This is a genomic window from Escherichia sp. E14V7 (assembly GCF_004212225.1).
Taxonomy (GTDB): Bacteria; Pseudomonadota; Gammaproteobacteria; order Enterobacterales; family Enterobacteriaceae; genus Escherichia.
Genome location: NZ_RHJJ01000018.1, coordinates 133905 through 155813, shown reverse-complemented (window position 1 = coordinate 155813; position 21909 = coordinate 133905). Strand labels below are relative to the sequence as shown.

16 protein-coding genes are annotated in these 21909 nt (G+C 44.7%); 7 read left to right on the top strand and 9 right to left on the bottom strand.

Annotation, left to right across the window (positions count from 1 at the left end):
• The first annotated feature begins 19 nt into the window (after nt 1-19).
• From cheY to D9741_RS20235, 5 genes are all read left to right on the top strand, one after another.
• Nucleotides 20-409, top strand: a complete 390-nt coding sequence (gene cheY / locus D9741_RS20255) for a chemotaxis response regulator CheY (protein WP_130209609.1) — start codon at nt 20-22, stop codon at nt 407-409.
• 2 nt (nt 410-411) lie between these two features.
• Entirely contained in the window at nt 412-1053 is a 642-nt protein-coding gene (gene cheZ, locus D9741_RS20250) for a protein phosphatase CheZ (protein WP_130209607.1), read from the top strand.
• A gap of 73 nt (nt 1054-1126) precedes the next feature.
• Nucleotides 1127-2275, top strand: coding sequence for a flagellar biosynthesis protein FlhB (gene flhB / locus D9741_RS20245; RefSeq protein WP_130209605.1), 1149 nt, complete (start codon nt 1127-1129; stop codon nt 2273-2275).
• Complete coding sequence (gene flhA / locus D9741_RS20240) at nt 2268-4364, top strand: flagellar biosynthesis protein FlhA (protein WP_130209603.1); 2097 nt, start codon at nt 2268-2270, stop codon at nt 4362-4364. The genes flhB and flhA overlap by 8 nt, the downstream gene beginning before the upstream one ends.
• Nucleotides 4364-4780, top strand: a complete 417-nt coding sequence (locus D9741_RS20235; protein ID WP_130209601.1) for a flagellar protein FlhE — start codon at nt 4364-4366, stop codon at nt 4778-4780. Before flhA ends, D9741_RS20235 begins: the two co-directional genes overlap by 1 nt.
• Before the next feature lie 62 nt (nt 4781-4842).
• Here the strand turns inward: D9741_RS20235 and D9741_RS20230 are convergent, their stop codons facing one another.
• The 4 genes from D9741_RS20230 to D9741_RS20220 form a co-directional block, all read right to left on the bottom strand.
• Entirely contained in the window at nt 4843-5379 is a 537-nt protein-coding gene (locus D9741_RS20230; RefSeq protein ID WP_165382798.1) for a winged helix-turn-helix domain-containing protein, read from the bottom strand.
• Nucleotides 5380-5865: 486 nt separating this feature from the next.
• Nucleotides 5866-7206: a hypothetical protein gene (locus D9741_RS20225; RefSeq protein ID WP_130209597.1), complete on the bottom strand. Its 1341-nt coding sequence runs from the start codon at nt 7204-7206 to the stop codon at nt 5866-5868.
• 659 nt (nt 7207-7865) lie between these two features.
• Nucleotides 7866-8054 (bottom strand): hypothetical protein, encoded by a 189-nt coding sequence (locus tag D9741_RS23425; protein ID WP_130209595.1) that lies wholly within the window; start codon nt 8052-8054, stop codon nt 7866-7868.
• Nucleotides 8055-8621: 567 nt separating this feature from the next.
• Nucleotides 8622-9742, bottom strand: a protein-coding gene (locus D9741_RS20220) for an IS3 family transposase (protein WP_130209593.1) whose coding sequence is annotated in 2 segments (ribosomal slippage) — nt 8622-9484 and nt 9484-9742 — 1122 coding nt in all. Because the reading frame shifts where the segments join, the coding sequence is not laid out codon by codon here.
• A gap of 136 nt (nt 9743-9878) precedes the next feature.
• On the opposite strand from D9741_RS20220, the gene D9741_RS20215 reads away from it, so the two are divergent.
• Nucleotides 9879-12065, top strand: coding sequence for an inverse autotransporter beta domain-containing protein (locus D9741_RS20215; protein WP_130209591.1), 2187 nt, complete (start codon nt 9879-9881; stop codon nt 12063-12065).
• A gap of 78 nt (nt 12066-12143) precedes the next feature.
• Nucleotides 12144-12857 carry a ZirU family protein gene (locus D9741_RS20210; RefSeq protein ID WP_130209589.1) on the top strand — a complete coding sequence of 238 codons (714 nt, stop codon included), beginning with the start codon at nt 12144-12146 and terminating at the stop codon, nt 12855-12857.
• Between the two features lie 382 nt (nt 12858-13239).
• Here the strand turns inward: D9741_RS20210 and D9741_RS20205 are convergent, their stop codons facing one another.
• From D9741_RS20205 to D9741_RS20185, 5 genes are all read right to left on the bottom strand, one after another.
• Complete coding sequence (locus D9741_RS20205) at nt 13240-15018, bottom strand: hypothetical protein (RefSeq protein ID WP_130209587.1); 1779 nt, start codon at nt 15016-15018, stop codon at nt 13240-13242.
• A gap of 23 nt (nt 15019-15041) precedes the next feature.
• Entirely contained in the window at nt 15042-17435 is a 2394-nt protein-coding gene (locus D9741_RS20200; protein WP_130209585.1) for a hypothetical protein, read from the bottom strand.
• A gap of 305 nt (nt 17436-17740) precedes the next feature.
• A complete protein-coding gene (locus D9741_RS20195) occupies nt 17741-18343 on the bottom strand; it encodes a hypothetical protein (RefSeq protein WP_130209583.1) in 603 nt (200 codons plus the stop codon).
• A 310-nt stretch (nt 18344-18653) separates the two neighbouring features.
• Nucleotides 18654-21257, bottom strand: coding sequence for a fimbria/pilus outer membrane usher protein (locus D9741_RS20190; protein WP_130209581.1), 2604 nt, complete (start codon nt 21255-21257; stop codon nt 18654-18656).
• A 2-nt stretch (nt 21258-21259) separates the two neighbouring features.
• Nucleotides 21260-21814: a hypothetical protein gene (locus D9741_RS20185; RefSeq protein WP_130209579.1), complete on the bottom strand. Its 555-nt coding sequence runs from the start codon at nt 21812-21814 to the stop codon at nt 21260-21262.
• Nucleotides 21815-21909: the final 95 nt, after the last annotated feature.

Genomic DNA, 21909 nt, shown 5'->3' with positions numbered 1-21909 from the left:
AAATTTTTCAGGATATACCATGACAGATAAGAATTTACGTTTCCTCGTTGTTGATGACTTTGCCACCATGCGTCGCATTGTCCGCAATCTCCTTAAAGATCTCGGCTTCAACAATGTTGACGAAGCGGAGGATGGTCATGACGCGCTGACGCGTCTGAAAAAAGAACCATTCGATTTTGTCATTAGTGACTGGAACATGCCGAACATGGACGGTTTGCAGCTGTTGAATGAAATTCGCCAGGATAGTGCGCTTAAAGCGCTGCCTGTGCTGATGGTTACCGCAGAAGCGAAGAAGGAAAACATTATTGCCGCAGCGCAGGCCGGTGCCAGCGGTTATGTGGTTAAGCCTTTTACCGCAGCCACTCTTGAAGAAAAGCTGAACAAAATCTTTGAGAAGCTCGGGGGATAATCATGACCGCGTCTGCGCAACTGCCACCAAAGAATCACGATCCAGACGTCTTTACCCGTATTGGTAATATCACACGGATGCTAAGGGATAGTCTGGTCAGTCTTGGCCTTGAGCGAACCATCATGGATGCGGCTGAAGCGATCCCTGATGCCCGCGAACGTCTGAATTATGTGGCAAAGAAAACATCGCAGGCTGCGGAGCGTGTGCTGAACAGTGTGGAAGAAACAAGACCGATGCAGGACGCTATCTCCAGCGGAGCTGAACAGTTAACACAACGCTGGGATGCCTGGTTTGATGCGCCTGTTGAACTGCCGGAAGCCCGTGAACTGGTAAAAGATACCCGGCATTATCTGAAACAGGCGACCAGTCTGGCCGGTAAAACCAATAATCAACTCATGGAAATCATGATGGCGCAGGACTTTCAGGATCTGACCGGTCAGGTTATCCAGCGCATGATGACCATTATTGAAGTTGTCGAAAAAGAGTTGATTCGGGTACTCGTAGATAACATTCCTGAAGAGACTGTACCGACGAAAGAAGTCGCTAATTCATTAATTAATGGTCCACAAATCGATCAGACCCAGGCAGGTGTAATGACATCCCAGGGCCAGGTTGATGACCTTCTCCAGAGTCTCGGCTTTTAATCTATGTAATGTCATTTTCCTCTGATAACCAGAACTAACGCGGTTAGCAGAGGAACCAGACCCAGGCAGGTGTATGTCAGAAGAAAGCGATCAGGAAAAAACAGAAGAGCCCACAGCTCACCGAAAAGAAGAAGCGCGGAAAAAAGGGCAGATTCCTCGTTCCAGAGAACTCACCTCCCTGCTGATTCTGTTAGCAGGCTGGTCGCTGATGACGGGTAGCGGAGAAAACCTTGCCCGCACGTTATTACAGTTATTGCATTCCGGGTTAACCCTCAACAGACATCAAATTGAGGACCCGTTAAGCATGATTCACCAGCTTTACGACATGCTGGTAATGATGATTCAGGCATTGATGCCCTTTCTGCTTGGGCTGTTTGTAGTGGGGATTGCCTCGCCATTACTGATTGGTGGGCTTCACCTGGGCGGTGGCCTGAAAGTAGATTTAAAACGCTTAAATCCACTTTCAGGAATGAAACGGATGGTTTCAGGGCAAATGGTCGCTGAATTATTAAAAGGATGTCTGAAAGTTACTTTAGTAGGAACAGGCTGTACTTTGTATCTTACTAATAATAAAGAGCATTTCATCCAGTTAGTGAGTGCTCCACTGCCTGAAGCGATTGGCCGCGCGATGGACCTGATTCTGCACTGCCTGATGATGGTACTGCTGTGCATTATCCCGATGGTTGGCTATGACATTTTTAACCAGATCTTCAGCAACCTGAAAAAGCTGCGTATGACCCGCCAGGAAATACGCGATGAATTTAAGCAGCAGGAAGGCGATCCGCACATCAAGAACAGAATCAAGCAGATGCAGCGCGCTATCGCCAGAAGCCGCATGATGTCCGATGTGCCTGAGGCGGATGTGATTGTCAACAACCCAACGCACTACTCCGTCGCCCTGTCCTACAAAGAAAACAGTATGAGCGCACCAATCGTGCTGGCCAAAGGCGCAGGGGAAGTCGCGCTGCGCATCAGAGAGCTGGGGAAAGAACATAAGATCCCGATGCTGGAAGCGCCACCGCTGGCGCGTGCGCTTTACCGACACAGCGAGATTGGCAGACCGATCCCAACAGAACTTTATAGCGCGGTGGCAGAAGTGCTCGCGTGGGTCTACAGCCTGCGTCGCTGGCGCCACACCGGCGAAACCAAACCCGTACCACCCCGGAACCTTCCTGTACCGGAAAAACTGGATTTTAACCACGAGATGAATACCGATGTCTGATATCGCCACTAAATTACGTTTACCACAGTTGAAAGATACCCAGTGGCGAATACTGGCCGGCCCGGTGCTGATCATGATGATCCTCGCCATGATGGTCCTGCCGCTCCCGGCGTTTCTTCTGGACACCCTGTTTACGTTCAATATCGTCCTTTCATTGATGATCCTGCTCGTATCCATGTTCACCAAAAACACGCTGGAGTTCTCGGCATTCCCGACGGTCCTCCTGTTTGCCACCCTGCTTCGACTGGCGCTGAACATTGCTTCGACGCGTATCATCCTGATGGAAGGCCACACCGGCGCTGCAGCGGCGGGTCGCGTCGTGGAGGCGTTTGGTCATTTTCTGGTAGGCGGTAACTTTGCTATCGGCATCGTGGTGTTCGCGATTCTGATCATCATTAACTTTATGGTTATCACCAAAGGTGCCGGACGTATTGCCGAAGTGGGCGCTCGCTTCGTTCTCGACGGGATGCCAGGTAAGCAGATGGCCATTGACGCCGACCTTAACGCCGGTCTGATCGGTGAAGCCGAAGCCAAGCGCCGTCGTAACGAAGTGACCCAGGAATCCGACTTTTACGGCTCAATGGATGGTGCCAGTAAATTCGTGCGCGGCGATGCCATCGCGGGCCTGATGATTATGGCCATTAACATCATCGGCGGCCTCGCTATCGGTGTTCTGCAACACGGCATGGCGATCGGACAAGCAGGTGAAACGTATACCCTGTTAACCATTGGCGACGGTCTGGTTTCCCAGATCCCTGCCCTGATAATCTCCACCGCTGCCGGTGTTATTGTGACGCGCGTAGCGACCGAACAGGATGTCGGGGAGCAAATGGTGGGTCAGTTGTTCCACAATCCTCAGGTAATGCTGCTGGCGGCTGGCGTAATCGGTCTGCTTGGGTTGATCCCTGGTATGCCTAATCTGGTATTTCTGCTCTTTACCGCTGCACTGCTGGGGTTAGCCTGGTGGTTACGCGGTCGCCAGGAGAATAATCAGTCGGCCAGCAAAGAAGATAAAACGCGTGACGAAATCCACGCTGAAGCCGCTCACGCTACAGCCGAAGCCTCCTGGGCAGACGTACAGATTGAAGACGTACTGGGGCTGGAAGTGGGCTACCGTTTAATTCCGCTGGTTGATAGCGATCAAAACGGTCAGCTACTGACGCGTATCCGTGGCCTGCGTAAAAACTTTGCGCATGAAATGGGTTTTCTCCCGCCGTCTGTACACATCTGTGACAATCTGAGCCTTGAACCAGGCAGTTATCGTATCCTGCTGAAAGGCGTGGAAATTGGTCATGGCACGATTCACCCTGAACGCTGGATGGCAATTAACCCAGGCTGCGCCGAAGGTGATCTGGACGGAACACCGTGTAAAGACCCGGCATTTGGTTTCCCGGCATGGTGGATTGATGAAGTACAGCGTGAGCAGGCCCAGGTACAGGGCTATACCGTAGTAGACCCGGCCTCCGTCGTAGCAACGCACCTGAATCATCTGATTACCCAGCACACTGGCGAACTGTTTGGCCGCAATGAAGCCCAACTGCTGCTCGATCGCCTTGAAAAAGATATGCCGCGCCTGGTAGATGGTTTAATTCCTGGCGTGATCTCTTTAACGCTGTTCCATAAAGTGCTGCAAAATCTCCTGGTGGAACAAGTTTCTATCCGTGATATGCGCACAATTATCGATACGATGGCTGAATTTGCGCCAACAATCACCGACCCTGATGATTTAACCGCTCAAATCCGTAGCCGCCTCGGTCGGGCAATTACCCAACATTGGTTCCGTAATAATAAAGATATCGACGTGATTGGCCTCGACAGCAACCTTGAGAAGATTCTCCTGCAGGCAATCCAGAACAACAGCATCATTGAACCGGGTATTGCAGACAGCCTGATCCGCCAGACAGAACAGGCTATCCTTGAGCAAAACTCGCGTAATATTCCGCCGGTACTGCTTGTCGCGCCACCGCTCAGAACCATGCTTTCCCGTTTTCTGCGCCGGATTTACCCACAGCTGGTAGTGTTGTCTACGCAGGAGATTGCACATGACCGAATGTTACATATGTCGACCTGCATCGGCGGACAAAAATAATGAAAGCCATTAATACAGCATTTCTGCTGCTGGCGCTCCATTCGTCATTATGCCTGGCTTCCGCAGGAAGCTGGAGCCAGCAGAGCAGCGGTGGCACGCTGACTACAGGCGAAGAATTACTGGTTGGGCGTGTTCTTCACGCCCCCACCGTCGTACCACGTAACGCGCCCGTGAAATATATTACGTGGAAAATAAATCTTCTTACTCCACCGCCACAGGGACTGGAAATCAATTTATGCAGTACGACCTGGTGTCAGCCCCTGCCCGCTCTCGCCGGCCATTTAACACCAGTTCGTCATTTATCGGCAGGCGGCGTTTTTCACTTTATTTATAACGTGCGCTATAAAGGGCAGTTAATACCCTCCATGACGGTGGTGAGAAATCAATTAACAATAGGCTACGGCTCACAATCGTGAGGACTGGCTTTAACATGGCAAGTACCCACCGTCCAGTGCGTCGATGGGTATGAGAAGTCGAATTATTCTCTTAGCGGAAAATCACTATTAAGCGCAGAGATTAACTCTTTCAGAAAATCACATTGGCTACAGTTGCGGTTTGTTTTCGATGCTGCGTAATAGACCGCATCTGACGCCGCAAATTCATAACCGGCTAACGTGCGTTTTTCTGCCATTAACTGTACAGCGTGACAGGGTGTCTGATATCCACTGTTTTTTGTATGGGCATCTGATACTGTGGCGTTAACGTCTATGACGAATCTGTATCCTTTGCCGTAAACAGTTTCAATAAAGATATTTTCTTTATTCTGCCCAAGTGCATTACGAATACGGTAAATGCTTCGCGTCAGCGACTCGTCGCTAACCGCAGAAGACCAGACATCATTAATAATTTTATGTTTACTGACCACGCGTTTTGCATTCGCTAATAAAACCTTAAGCACGCCAGCTTCTTTAGGCGGCAGATAAACTTCTTCCGCTCCGCAACATAAAAAACCGTCGTTTGTAAAAGAGAAATCACCAAACTGGAAAGTAGTATAACGTTCCTGTGTATTAATCATATTCACCATAGCTCCCTTATGTGAATCACTGTGGCGAGAGATATCCCCACCGTTAGCTCTGTTCTGCGCTTTCACAACCGGGCTAAAATAGTGAACAGTAGTTCTTCGTGTGCCGGTTAGTGAATGCTGTTACACCTCACTTGCATCACTGAACTTTATGACAGGATTATCCAATTTTGATGTGATATTATTTTAAATCGCGAATTTAAGATGCAACTTGTTGTTTTAAAATGATTATTTATTTTTCGCGTAGCAACATATTACAGTTTAAGAAGTGAATTATGGATTCAAGAGATACGGTAGACGGCATTCTGCTTTCGCTACAGCATATGACATTAATGATAACGACTGAAATACGTGAGAGGGAAAAGAAGGGTCTGCAACACGATTCGGTTTAGTATTAACCGGAATGTTGATTTCATACTGACAGATTTTATTGAAAGAAGTGACCGCATGTGCGGTCACTAAAAAATAGAATAATAAATATTAACGGCATAAAACATCAGTTGGCGAAGGCACACTACCTGTTTGTTTCAATGGGGAGTCTGCGTATACCCCTTGTATTATATGAACCCAGCTATAGCGCCCAGTACCACCATATCGATAAGCACCGTCGAGCGTATTTGGCAAATAGGAAATCCCTGCCCAAAGCGCCCCTTCATGCAGTCCATCATAATCCCAATTAAACAGATCATTTCTTGCCAGCCCGTCGTTAGAACCTAACGCTTTTGCTTCCGCCGAATTTATACAAACATTTTCAATACCAGCATATGGTGATACGATTACATTAGAAAATTTAACATAGCTCATAAAACGAAATGATTGAGACATTTGTACAATGCCCGTCATAGTATCAGTAAATTTCATTGAGCCTTCCATACCGACACCTGGTTTATCAGTAATCTGAATTTCCGTATTTGTTGCATCTAATACGATTTTTTGTTCGCCGGCAGGGGTCACACCTTCAACTTTCCAACGATGACTATCCAGTTTTTTCCCATTTGCGCTTGCGAAACCCACGGTACTGTTAATCGGTAAATAAGCACCATGTGTAATAAGCCCAGACCAGTCTCTGGCTTTATTGCTTATTTTATCGTACAGCTCGACTATCGGTGTAACCTTGACTTTTATCCTGGGTAAGACCTCAACATTATTAACGGTTATCACAGATTCAGCCTCTTTATCCTCCGCAGCATCAACGACTTTATCCGGGTGCACAATAACGGTCGTTTGACCGCTACTATCCGTGGTCCCTGAGGTTGTTTTTGCAGAATATCCCGGCTTAATATCAACAATCGCATTACTGACAGGTTCGCCGAGGCTATTGATCAACGTCACGCTGCATTTAATATCGGTATCGGCCAGCCCAACACAATCTGGCAATGATGACTTTGTACTGCTGATTACGCTGTAGGTATCAACAGAACCTGAGGCAATCGCATCCCCCTCAAAGGGAATGGTATTATTACTGTCTGTTCGCGCTGTGACTTGCGCGCGTAGTACATGACCTTTATTTGTTGAAGAGGGTGTGTATTGGGTCGTGGTCTGTCCTGGAATATCCTCCCACTGCCCTGGGGACGTTTCCACCTGCCACTGATACGTCGTCCCTGATGGAGAAGTATCTTCAGTATCACCATCAGGATCGCTGAATTTAGGTTCCAGCGTTAATGTATCCCCTAGGGTAAGTTCAGGGGCAGCCACGGGTTTATGCCCAGTTATCACCAGTGTTTGATCTTTTGCCGTTGTCGCATAAACGGGTATTGAGGTCGTCAGAACTGTCCCGGCAAGCGTCGACAACACAAATAATTGCCGTGTATTAATATTCATTCGATACTCTTTTCATTGCACTACAGAAGAAGCTAGTGGCTCTGTTATTGCCCGGGATTCAGACTGAGAGAAAGATTGAACCAAGCTACAATAGAACTTTAGATAGCGCTGCTGCAACGTAGAAAAGGTATATGACATCTTTTGTAGCATAACAGTTTCAGATTATCCCGCGGGGCTCTTGATACTTTACCAGGCCTGATCAGGCACAAAATAAGTTACTACATTGTACAACAAGTGAGAATAAAGTTAATGCTGTGATATGAGTACATAAAGAAAGGCTAATCACGGTTTAGAGATTATCAGCAACAGTTCATGTATTCACATTACCAGGCATAAGAACAGCTCTTCAGTAATGACAGGAGTAATAGAATCCGGAGAGTGCAGAAAGTGAAAAGAAAATAATTTTAACAACCAGGACATTTATTAACGCAATAAAATTTCTACTGATAAAACAAGTTTTTATAAAATGGATATGTCAGCTTTCTTGGTTTAAATACCAGAAATAACCATTGAATACAATACTATGCAGATATCAATTTCAGACATAAAAGCTAAAAATGTACCACATGAAGCATTATCGCAATTATGTCTGTTCCATCGCCAGAAAGCGTATGATATGACAAATTCAGACATTTTGACTAACAAAAGGTGGAGTAACTCTATTTCATAACAGGATTTTTAAAATGAATATCTATGTCTGAAATTTCACCTATGTTTATTAAAATGTGCTTATCATCGTTACTCCTGATAGTCACTCTGGTCTGGACTCTCGTTTCGGCTCCGGCATGAAACGAGACGATTTGCTGAATCTCTTTCATCATATTCTCTAGTGCTTCATAATCGTTCATAGCATCACCTCACAGATTACTTATATTGTTTAATAAATTATCGGCAAAAAGAAGATTTGGATAAGTCGGAAGGTCGAGGCATACCTAACCGTGTAGACGTGTATCCACGGGATGGTTTAACTCTATAGCACAGGATTAATGCTGGCGCAGCAGACAATGTCTAAAGATTTAACGCACTTATCGATTACCAGGACAAATACACTTTTTCAAAATCATTGCAAATACTTTGCCTTTCATTTCAAAAAAATAAATCATAATTTTTATATCCCCTTCAACAGGGTCCAGTGGCTGTATGCTGATTTATAACTCGCTACAGTGCTAACAATCATCCTACTTGTTCATTAACCAAAATTACATCAATACAGGAATCACCCTCTCTTCATGGCGCTTATTCATAATTTAACTTAATGAATGCTGATTATAAGATAGTACATGCTTTTGCTTCATCAACATTTTTTCCTAAAGCAAAATTATTTTTAACATAAAAATGCCTTCATCTATAGAATATGTACAATACCAACAAAATAATTAGCCACGGTGACCTGCCCCCAGTATTAGATACAACCATCAGTTAGTAATGTCGGTTTGTTTACCTTCACATTTCCCATTCCGCCACCGTGCTGCAAACTCTGATGGCGTCTGATAATTCAGTGCTGAATGTGGACGACACTCGTTATAATCCTGCCGCCAGTCATTAATGATTTTCCTGGCGTGAACGATATCGCTGAACCAGTGCTCATTCAGACATTCATCGCGAAATCGTCCGTTAAAGCTCTCAATAAATCCGTTCTGCGTTGGCTTGCCCGGCTGGATTAAGCGTAACTCAACACCATGCTCAAAGGCCCATTGATCCAGTGCGCGGCAGGTGAACTCCGGCCCCTGGTCAGTTCTTATTGTCGCCGGATAGCCTCGAAACAGTGCAATGCTGTCCAGAATACGCGTGACCTGAACGCCTGAAATCCCGAATGCGATGGTGATTGTCAGGCACTCCTTCGTGAAGTCGTCCACACAGGTCAGGCACTTGATCCTGCGACCGGTGGCGAGCGCGTCCATGACAAAATCCATCGACCAGGTCAGGTTGGGCGCCGCCGGGCGGAGCAGCGGCAGACGTTCTGTTGCCAGCCCTTTACGACGTCGTCTGCGTTTTACGCCCAGCCCGCTCAGATGATAAAGGCGGTACACGCGCTTGTGATTAACATGAAGGCCTTCACGGCGCAGTAACTGCCAGACGCGACGGTAGCCAAAACGCCTGCGCTCCAGTGCCAGCTCAGTGATGCGCCCTGATAAATGCGCATCAGCCGCCGGACGCTGAGCCTCATAGCGGCAGGTCGACAGGGACAAACCTGTAAGCCTGCAGGCACGACGTTGCGACAGACCGGTCGCATCACACATAAACTCAACGGCTTCCCGCTTCTGGTCTGTCGTCAGTACTTTCGCCCCAGAGCCACCTGAAGTGCCTCCTTATCCAGCATGGCTTCAGCAAGCAGCTTCTTGAGTCTTGCGTTCTCTTCCTCAAGCGACTTCAGGCGCTTAACCTCGGACACCTCCATACCGCCATACTTCTTACGCCAGGTATAAAAGGTGGCATCGGAAATGGCGTGCTTACGGCAGAGCTCACGGGCAGAAACCCCTGCTTCAGCTTCGCGGAGGATACTGATGATCTGTTCGTCGGAAAAACGCTTCTTCATGGGGATGTCCTCATGTGGCTTATGAAGACATTACTAACATCGCGGTGTATTAATCAACGGGGAGCAGGTCAACGGTTTTGTTCTTAAAAGTATAACGGTCGTGATCGGTTCGATTTGCCAGGTTATATCGCCTGCTATGGCCAGTGCGGATGCCGCTTTGCTCGCCGAGCAAAAAGCCACGCCTTATGAAACGCAACGAGATAGCTCACGTACGGATACAGAAGCGGAAGATCGTGATCAGGAAAATGCTCAATTAACTCAGTTAGCCGCTTTCGCGTCTCAGGCTGGAGGAGTGCTTTCTGGTCATACGGATAGCAACATGGCAAAAGCGATGGCCAAAGGCTTTGTGCTGGGTAAGGCAAATCAAAGCGCCGCTGAATGGCTGCAACATTACGGAACAGCACAAATAGAAATCAACGCCGACGATAACTTATCGCTAAAAGATTCCTCTTTTATATTGCTTCATCCGTGGTACGACGTGCCGAACAATCTGCTGTTTTCTCAAAGCGGCGTCCACCGTGTGGACGGGCGGGGCATTGTGAACCAAGGCATTGGTTATCGCCACTTCAACCAGCAAACGATGTATGGCCTCAATACCTTTATCGATTACGATTTATCTGGTGATCATGCCCGGGCGGGGATTGGCGCCGAATACTGGCGTAATTTTGTTAAATTTTCCGCTAATGGCTACATCGGGCTAACCGGATGGAAAGCATCTCCGAATGTTGAAGATTATGAAGAACGGCCTGCCAATGGTTGGGATTTACGTCTGGAAGGATACCTTCCCGCTCTCCCGCAACTGGGGACAAGGCTAACGTATGAGCAGTATTTCGGTCGGGAGGTCGCGCTGTTTGGTAAAGAAAACCGGCAGAAAAACCCCCGGGTTCTTACTGTCGGCGTGAATTTCACTCCATTTCCGTTGCTGACATTAAGCGCGGAACATCGCACTGGCGAGAGTGGAAAACATGACACTCAGCTAAAAGCGGATGTGAACTGGCGCATCGGCACCCCACTCCGTCAGCAATTAAATACGGATGCCGTAGAAGGCATTCGTACCCTGAATGGCAGCCGCTATGACCTTGTTAATCGTAATAACGACATCGTTCTTGAGTATCGCAAACAAACCGTTATCAAATTACACCTCCCGGGGCGAGTAACAGGAAAATCAAAACAGGTCATTCCGTTGTTGCCTGATGTGCAGGCAAAACATGGTTTGAAAGATATTGAATGGGATGACGCATCATTTTTAGCCGCGGGCGGTAAGTTGATCGGTCAGGGAGCCCACTGGCAGATGGTGTTGCCGGAATGGAAAGATGGCGCGATCAATGCATGGGGAATCTCCGCTATTGCGCATGATACCCGTGGTAATGCATCGCAACCCGCCGAAATGCAGGTTGTTCTTACGCCACCGATAATAAGTAAGAAATATTCCAGTCTTAGCATCGCCGTGGCGCATCTGCTGGCAGATACAAAAACACAAACCACGTTGACAATTGCTCTACTGGATAATGAGAAAAAACCGATAAGCGGCAAAGCAGAGCAGATAATTCTCAATGGTGCATTTACTCCAATCAACTCGCTGGTAGACGGTATGGCTTTGGCGAAAGGAACCGTCACTTTAAAGCCTCAGGCTCCGGTATTGCCGCAACTGGGAAAACTCAAAGAGTCTGGTAATGGAATTTACACAACAACGGTAACTGCCGGTGAAAGTGCTGGAAAATTTACTATTACTGCAAGCCTGGAAGATACAACGCTGGCATCTGCTGACATCATTTTTACAGATACATCAGCCGCACTTGAGCAAAGTACGCTTACTGCTGACAAGATAACGTTTTCTGTCGGAAGCACGGAAAAGTCGACTCTGGCCCTTACCTTGCAAGACAGCAAGGGCCAGCCAATTAGCAACGAAAAAGAACGCATAACATTCTTTATTGCTGACAGTACTGTAGATACATCGAAATATTCCTTCGATACCGTTCAGGAAAGCAACCCTGGACACTACACCACAACATTTAGTGGTCTTCTGGAAAATCCAAAGTTACCTGTTGGCGTCAAAATTAATGGCAAAGATACCGGCAAACGCCTGATCTTTAATCTGACAACAGTTTCTGTCGCAACGGTTACTGGTGTGCCTGTAGTGGGAAATACGCTGACAGCAACAATGCCTTGTAGCACAGACTGCAATGCGTTGACTTACCAATGGCAGAGAGAAGATCAAGCAGGTAGTAATAATTATGTCGATATTCCGGGTGCCACAGAGATGACATATGTTCCTTCCACCGCCGATCAAAAGCGAAAAGTGCGGGTACAAATTATCAAATGACTTATTACTGAGCCAGAAAGTCATCGTTATCCCATATCTGTATTGTGTATTTGTTAATAAATAGTAAGACAAGAGAATATGAAACTAAGCTTAAAAAAAAAGACTGCCGCCAGCATTACAATGGGCTTCTTACTCAGTATGAGTGTTAATGCCGTCGCAGCAATAATCACCTCTTCCGCAACGATGTCCATTACAGGACATGAGCCAACCCTGACTGCAGGTGAGATTACTTTTGAGGATAAAAATGCAAATGGCATTCTTGACCACGGCGATGTCGTAAAAATCGATCCCGCTCATGACTTTGCATTTGCCGATGTTGATGGAGATAAACCCGATACAACGACTCCCCGACTCTATAGCTGGAAGATTGGTTCTACTGAAGTGGCGGTGACCGAAACTTACACTATTCAGGACAAAGATTTAGGACAGACAATTACACTATTTGTTACTCCACAAACTGACAAAAATATTACTGAGCCATTCCAGGGCAAACCTGTTCAGGCTACGGTAAACGGAACAGCGGGTGGACTACCGATTTCTGGAAGCGACGATGTCATTAAAGTGGTAATTAGCGGCGGTACCGGTGTTTCTGGCGCACCTATCGTTAATGACACTCTGACAGCTACACCAACCTGTACAAAAGCGTGCGGTGTATTGAACTACCAGTGGCAGGTCGAGGACTCCGTCAATAGCGGTAAATATATCGATATAACAGGGGCAACAAACAGTACTTGGAAAGTCACTGAAGAGACTCAGAAACGAAAAGTTCAGGTGGTTGTATCCAATCCTTGATACTTCTGTTTTTCTTCCCAAATAAAGGGAATAAAGAACAGTAGTAATGTGCTATTTTTAATAGTCAGAAAACCGCCACACTAATTATAACGGCGGTTTTCTGAAAAACTTAAACTAATCCCCTATGTAGATAAAAATAACAATCAACAAACAGACCTGTAAATCAACAGCCTATTTTTTTGTTATATTTATCGCCTGTACGGTGCATGCAGAATTACCACATTTATCCCAGTGAGGATGCACAACATAAGCACACCCTGCCAATGAAGATAATATGCCACCTATGATTAATAATTTATAATTTGACATATTAATACCAAAATATTATTGCAATAGAATATAAACATGGATGCCAGCGTTATTGCTGGTATCCATGTTTGACTTACATTACTGTATCGATATTAAGAATTAGCGTAGAAGACACAGCTTCAGCGTTCCCTTCAGTCTCATACCAGATAATTAACTTACTACTGGTTGTACCAAAAGGATCGCTGTTGCAATTACAAAGGTCTTCATACATAACCTCGACCTGGAGGTAACCTAGTGTAACATCTGCTGGCATAATTTCGTAGGAGTGAAGCAACCGACTGGGTAAATTTGAATAAACATAATTATCATCATCGTAATACGATAATTCAATTTTAGTATTAATAACATCTCCCGCAGTAAGGTTTCCAGCAACCGGAATACGATAGTACATATGTTCACCAGGCAGGCCATTCCCAATACGATGCTTATTAATGATCCCTCCTGATACCATTTCCGTTCCACTAACATCAATAAAGGTTGGTGATTTTAACGTTCCTTTTTTCGGCGGCGTCACTGGAATTGCCTTCGTGACAATAAGTCTTTTATGTTCAGAAATCCCTACGTTGCCGCTATGTTCAGCAACAATGTATGAAATCCTGTTTTTGGCTTTATTTACGTTATCCTGTACCATTAACTCTGTAGTATCGAATTCAAAGGGATAAATCGTTTTCTGCGGTTTTGAAGGAACCTCATAACGCCCCAAAAAAGTTCGATCACCAATAACAGCTGTTCCCATAAGATCAACATAAGTTGGCTCATTAAACACAAGAATGGTATCGTTTATAAAACCGCCATAATCAGGTTTAGATTCGGCATCTTCCAGAGATTTGAAATGCAAATTCACTTTCTGTTGATCTTCATCAAGAATATCACCGTCAGTATTTTCAAAGTACATTGAATATCCCATGTACTCTGGCGTAATGCCTTCAATAAACAGACCTTTAGAGTCAGAAGTATCAATATCCGGGGAACCTGAACTTACTGTCATTACCAGGAAACCGGCATCTTTAGCACAGGGGTAAATACGGAACTTTGCCACGCCAGTTTTCGATGCTGAATCATTTTTAAGGTTAATAACAAAACCATCAAGTTTACTCGAGGTTAAATTACTAACATAATGATATTGCATGTCAGGATATGCTTTGCCCCCCCCCTGATTAGTATCAGACATCATAAAAAATACGTTTTCGAATACCGCCTGCGCCATACTTACAGGTCGCAGATACAGTTGGATATCCTGATGTGTTTCATCGCCAGGATATTTCGTCAAATTACGTTTATACGTTATCGTACCAGTAATATAGGTGACACCAGACAGATTTGAATAACTATCATTAAGAGTTTCCGGGGCATTCAAATCAATAATCTGAGTGTCATCAAAAGAGATAGTAATCTCATCATCGAGATCAGTATTTGACTCCAGTACATAATATTGGCAGTGACATGTTACTGGCGCAGCTGCTCCCAGGGCTTGTACAGTCAATGTCAAGTCGATCGCTTTATCGCCCAGAGCAATATTGTTAGGTACATTGAACGAATACTTGTACATATAAACTTTGCTACCGTCAGTATCCGTAAATTCTCCCTCACCTTGTGGTTTTGGTAAAATATTTTTACTCGCCACATCCATTTTTATTGCGCTAGGATCCATGGCAATTTCCGCGTTCTGGTATTTATAATAAAATTCCAGATAAATAATCTGCCCTCGCACTATCCCTTTCTGAGAAGGGAAGCTGCATGTTAATACCCCTGGAGTGAGGGCGTTAACATGAGAAGTCACCGGATGAGCATCTCTGAGATATTTCTCAGATTTAAACTTCTCTATAGATTTAATTTTTCGCATATTTAACATGACATCACCTTTAACTTTATTAATTACATTGTTATATCAATGAATACTTCGCGCAGATAAGAGAATTCCTGCTTATTCTGGCAATAGTATTCCACTCTCAGCGTGCTCTGATCCACGCCCTGCGGCGGCATATCGCAGCCCGCCAGATCGTCTATGGAAATAACATCCGTCAGATAGCCCCGATTTATATCGGCATCTGTTACGGTATGGGGCTGATTTAATTTTAACAGCGGATTACTGTTTTCCATTTCCTGCGTCTGCTTATTCCACGCGTGCAGATATGCCGTGGCCATTATCTGATCGCCCGCCACCAGGTGTTTTTGCCCGCCGGATAACGGAATACGATATTCCAGCCCCTGATAGCCGATTTCATTGCGCCCGAGCAGCACATCATCTTCATCAATAACCGCGCCGTCTTTACAGACAAATTCCGGTGCACGATAGGTCCGCTTCACCCCGTCCGGTGCGGCAGGCTGGTCCTGCGGAATTTCAAATTTGATTTCCTGCAGACGGAGATAATTCACCCCTTTGTGCAGATAGGCATTTTCGACAAGACAGGCATGGATGTAATAAGTCTTTCCGGCCTCGAAATTAGATTCGGTAAAATACAGGGCGATATCGGGTGCGCCACCACTGGCTTTAAGCGGGATCTGCGTTTTTCCCAGTAACGTCAGTGGCGTGTAGTGGTTCTTTTTCTGTATCTCTTTTCCGGCAAACAGATACACCGCGCCGCCGAGCAGGTCGTGCTCCTTCACCGCCTCCCAGTTAGAAAGCAGCGGAAATGTCGCCAGGCCATAGCTGTCATCACCGGGGCGCGCCTGAGGGTTCTGCCCTTCTGCCACGCTGACAGCTGGCGCCGTCGCAGCCTCCCAGGCACTGTTGATAAAAAAGTTCGCGGTGTTGACCATCGTCCCGACGCCATAAATCCCGGCGCTGAACGCGGTAAGCAGCGTGCGGTTTTCCCGGGGCTGCACGTTAATGACAGCGCTCCCCAAGTCGTCCAGCATGACGTAAAAATAATCCCCACTGGTTCTGTCTGCCGCACAGGGGACAATTTCACTGAACGAGGCGTCGCTGATGATGGCATCTTCAGTAATGCGGGTCACGAGGGGATAAAAACAGGCCTGGGTGTTTCTGAGTCCCGGCACGGTCAGTCGCCAGGTCATGGTGGGACGAGAAGATAATGGTCGCGTGCTGTCATTGCTGTAATCAATTAATGCAGACGTATCGGCGACAAAAGTGACGTCAACATCAATATCGGCATCCCAGGCTACATTCCAGGTCACGGTTTCAGAGGCAAGCGGAATGCCGCTATTGTCCAGGCAGCAGGAAACCGTCCACGACAATTGGTCACCTTTCTTCAGGCTGTCATTCACAGTCAGTAAGCAGCCGCCATATAAGGTATTGCCGTCCTGCCACCAGGAGATATCAGGAGGATAAAAATTCCCCCGGTTTAATTTAAATGGACATTCGGTTCCGGAAAAACTTTCACCGGTTTTCAGTTGATACTGGAAAGTGGCATAAACCGTCTGCCCGGGAAAGATATTACTGTTATTTTGCGGGCTGATTATAATTTCGGATTTGGGTTGAGAATTAGCCTCCCGACAACGTAACGGTGCAGATAAAAAACCAGATGTATTAGCTCCATAAGCCCAGACAGCTCGATTATTAATTTCACTCTCAGTAAATGGCATTTTAGCTCGATTATTTTCATCTACCGAAACCCCGACCAGATCTTTTGCCTCATGTATGTAAATAGCATCTTCACGAAACCCAAAATACACTTTTTTACTTAACTGTGGGTATTCAAGATCATAAACTGATGGATAGTAAATTACTGTATCAGTGATATCTCTATAGTTACCTGTGGAATTAGTTACCACTGGATAATCATACAGCGGTGAAAGATTTAGTGGTTCGAAAGTGTCATCAATATTCATTACGGCTCGAATATCAACATCATCAACAATAAAAACCAATTCAACGACTGCATAAGTATATGGTCCAACTGTATTTCGTTTAGTTTGGCTGTTCCCTTTTTTTATCAGACAAGGGAGCAAGCCAGCGAGATACTCACCATTGCTGTCAATGTTTACATTAGTCCAGACACTAACCTCAGGATTACTTTGCTTCAAATCTCCAGAGTAGTTTATTACTGGTTCAAAACCGTTATAATCAGAGACTGTATGAAATGTAATAGCATCTACACATAGCTTTATTTGTTTTCCAGAAACAGGATTACCATATTTATCAGTTACCTTCAAAAGATAATAAATATGATATTTTTCGATATCCCCAAGATACCCAAGGTCAGCACTGTCGAAGTATAAGCCTCCTCTATAAACACCTTTACGCATGCTTAATGTGACTGTTAACCCATCATGCGTGGTTTTTTTTTCATATACTGTTGAAGTCATATCAAAACCTTGATCCTTTGCTCTCTGATTAGATTCAACAAGATTAATAAAAATCAAAATAAATAAAAAACCATAAAACAGTTATAATAAACAGTAATAAGTATTACAGGCTATCGTTTAAATTAATCATTAAAATATAATTGAAAACACCCACATATAAACTGGTTAGAAATGGTGCTTTAAAGGGGAATAATTTTGATTGGAATAATGGCAGTAAAATAATATAAAACATAGTATCAGCCGTGCATATGCATAATGCTATGGATTTAATCCTGAAGAGAGTGTTGATATAAAAAAACTAAATTCTAATAATAATATATATCCACATATGCTTTAGCCGAAATATCTCTGGGGTTTCCGCTGTTATCTCTGATTTTCCATAACGTGGTATAGTTTTTTGTATTCGTCGTCTGACCATTTTTAAACTGCATAACATCATTCATAGTAAAACCGGTTTGCGGATCATCGCCGGGATCGGCAACACTGCCAGGATAAGGAACATATTCACCCAGTAACGAACAATCAGTAGAACAATTAAATTTACTAAATCGCACAGAATAGCCCAGTTCAGTATCCATCGAAGGGGTTGCCCCAGAACAATTAACCCCAACATCAATGCTCATCTGTTTTGACTCACTATTCGGTTTTATAATCCCCATATCTATAGTGTTTTGAGGAGTAATAAGATAACAGTAAACAGAACCAGTATCTTGTGGTACGGTCTTATTATTGATTGCGACATAACCATCCAATTCCCATGCGTCTGGCTGGCCCTGATAATCACTAAATAACCCGGCAACGTATAATCCAGGCTTCACTATTTGGTTGGAATTATTAAAAAATATCTGACATAAAATTTGTCCTGCTCCTGCATTAAACAAATATCCCAAAGGGTAATAAGAGCTCATATCTGTTCCTGTAGGGGACAACACTTTTCCCAATGGTGAAGGAGGCGTGTTCAGAAGTCCGTTACAGCTCACGGAAATATCGACAGTAATGGAACTCCCAATGGACAGTGCAAATTTTCGATTATTTTGTGTTTGGTAACTACAGCGAACACCAAGCGCAACAGGAAAAACAGCACCTTGTGTATGACTTATGCCAGTAATTTCGCATTGCGCCTGGCTGCCATCAGAGACAGATGTTGCTAAGAATGATGCTGCGTGGGAACAAGAACAGACCATAAGGAACAGCAGGAACATAAATCTGAACATAAGTTTATCTCGAGGAAAGGGGGTGTTGATGACAAGTCAGGGTTAATTCATCTAAATAACGGTCGGAATCGTGCGGTAGTTTGAAAGATGTACTGCACTGTTTATTTATTTCACTACCCCATATAACGTGTAAGTATCCTTCATCAGTTAATCCGGATAAGTAAACTTCACCATTTTCACCAACAATTCCCGCATTCCCTTTATTATGATCCGTCGCTAGACTTACTATCGCACCAAAAGGGACAACACCTCGCTGATAATGCAACGTTATAATGGCCTGCCTTCCGGTGCGTACGGGATATTCTGCAACAACAACAGCACCTTTTGTCGGCACAACGCGTCTTCCGGTTTCCGTTAACATAACGTGGCTATCCAGACCATCAGGATCGAGATTAATAGCGTTATAGCGATAATTAGTGAGTGATGGAACCACGGCATAACCTCGCCAATCAGTATTTTCGTGAGTATTAACGATATGAACCCCGGAAGCGCCGGGGGCGCGGATCAGAGCAATACTATCCCCTAAAACAGGTGCCAGCGTCACTCCCCAAGGATGGATGACAACGCCGCCAGTAGCACTGGCGCTCGCCGTCTTCTGATGATGACTCCAGTCATAGGCAAATTGCGCATTACCCGTACTTCCGTCATACCCCATGTTTAACATTGTCATCGCATCCTGGCCTTGTGACGATGACTGTCCAAACTCATAATTCCAGTTGTCATTTAACATTCCGGAAAGGCTGGCCATTTGACTAAAATCCCCCCGAGGGTCGCGAATTGCCTGATAACTGAGATCACCATAACGGGAATTTGAATTGGATGAGAAGGTATCCAGCGGTACTGAAAGGTTAAAAGAAACCTCACAATTCTTTTTCTGCCCTGGCATGGTGAGCTGATTTTTATTAACGGAGATGTTTAACGACAGAGAAACCGAACTAACAGACAATCCATATCCAAAACTAAAACGGTTATCAGTTTCACTTGAATTCCAGTAATCCTCATGAATTGCGCTAAGATTCAAATTTCCCCAATGACTAAAATTTTGTCGCAAAATGATTTGTTGTAAATTCCGGCGACGCCTTCTGTTTCTGTATAATGCACCTAATACCTGACTCCCCATTAAAGAAGTTATAACAGGTAAAGTCTGACTATCCATGAAGGACATATAACCACGCGACGCATAACGAAAATCGTAGATATCAATAGTTGTACCCGTAGTAAGAAGATTTTTTGAGTACTTAAGTCGCCATGCATTACCCGATACCGTAGAACTATGAGGTTGGCTTGCATGAGACCAGGTATTATCAATCGATACAGCGCCCAATTCTCCCAGTGAAACGCCAGCACCTGCCGTCATGGCTACATAATTTCGAGAAAGCAAAAAGCCACCATAGCCAGTAGTGTTTGCAGGTAAACCATAAATAAGAGTTCCCTGTTCGAATGCTGGTTTAACATCCTTATGATAAGAGTTAAATATAGCTTTCCCCATCTCAAACTCATATTCAGCATGGCCATTTCGCTGCATGACGGGGAGTCCGGTATAGGGTTGAACCCACTGCTGGGTATTACCATTTGCTTCCCGGACAATTACCGTCAACTCACCGCTATTCATTGTCTGTGGGATATCTGTTAGCCGGAAATCTCCAGCAGCAACGGATGTCTGATAGATGAGATTATGATTCTGATAAATACTAACCTGCGCACGCGAGCTGGCAATACCAGAAATAACAGGAGCAAAACCACGTTGATTGTCAGGTTTCATGTCATCACTGGATCTCAACTTAAGACCTGTAAAATTAATACTGTCCAGTATGTCATTTTGTGTCCAGGTTTCTCCCAGAGTAAGTTCACTCTTTAATTGTTTTAGATCTCTCGCAATATATCGGTTAGAGAATGTCGGTGAATTTGCCTGTTGCGACCATGTAATGGAACTGCGTAACCGCCATGGTCCCCAATTTGCACCACCTTGTGATGAAAGAAAAAAAGAACGCATTCTTGCATGTCTGTTGGAGAAATCAGCATCACTTTGCATACCACTGAACATATAGTTAAACATCAGAGCGGGTATGCCGTCATCCCATTTGTCAACTGCAGGAAGCTGAGAGGATTCAGATGATTTCATTACTATTTGAGGAATCTCAACATTAAGTTTTAGTTTCTGCTGTTCAAAACGAAGCGTTGCGCCAGGAATAACACGTGACAAATCATCAATATATTCACCGTTTTTTAAAGCTGCAAGTGCGTCATTACTATTAGTATTAACGCCCCAACGACTAAGTTGTTCGCGGTTTAACTGCGCAGTCAGTTTTTCTCCGTGGGGAGATACCTTAAACTTAACCATTTCTGAAGATATCCATACAGTATTAACAATAACATCAACCAGATATGTTCCTTCAGCAAGTGATGATTCCTTTTCAAACTGACTAAGGTCTATTTTTTCTATGCTGCCCTGCTGGTCTGTCACCAGTAGATCAGGATCGAAATAATCTTCAGCATGACACGATTTCTGGGAAAAAAATGGCCCAACAATCATTAATATTAATGATAATCTGAGAAGGTTTGTTTCGACTCTGGATAAGAGCAGATCAATAAGTTTCTTATGATTCATGATTAGATGAAGAATAATGTGATATCTAATGCAGCGTGAAATTGACCATTTCCGGAATCACCATCAGGCGGAACACAAATGCCTGTGAATAGTTTTGCCTTGCTATCATTCAATGAGTGGAGTTCACCTGAAGGAGCTGGCGTTACTGGCCAGGGAAGTAAATTTGCAGTAAGATTATTATAATTAATCACATTACCCTGGTTACAATGTGCAATGTTGGGTGCCGTAAATTGATCGGTAAAATTAAAAACAGCGGATAACTTAACATTTTTCGAATCTGCTGCACGGAAAGTGCGATCAGTATCTGCCACCTGCCCGCTAAAACCAACCATCACATTCTTTCCCGCATCAATGAGGCCTGTGCAGTTATTCAGAGTTAGTTCGAGAATATCAAGCGGATAGACATTATTTGGACCTACAGCAGCCAGTACCGATTTATTTATCGTCGTTTCAACCTCTGTTTTATCCAGAGAGATATCGCATGTTGTGGCTTCAACAACTGCATGAAAGTTTAAATATGCATATTCCTCTAAAGGAGCAGATGTCGGAGTTGGCATCGTAATTGCCTGCGTAACAACAGGGGCAAAAAAAATCAGAATGCTACAAAAAATATAGGGGAATTTTCTTATCAAAACATTCATATCACAACTCG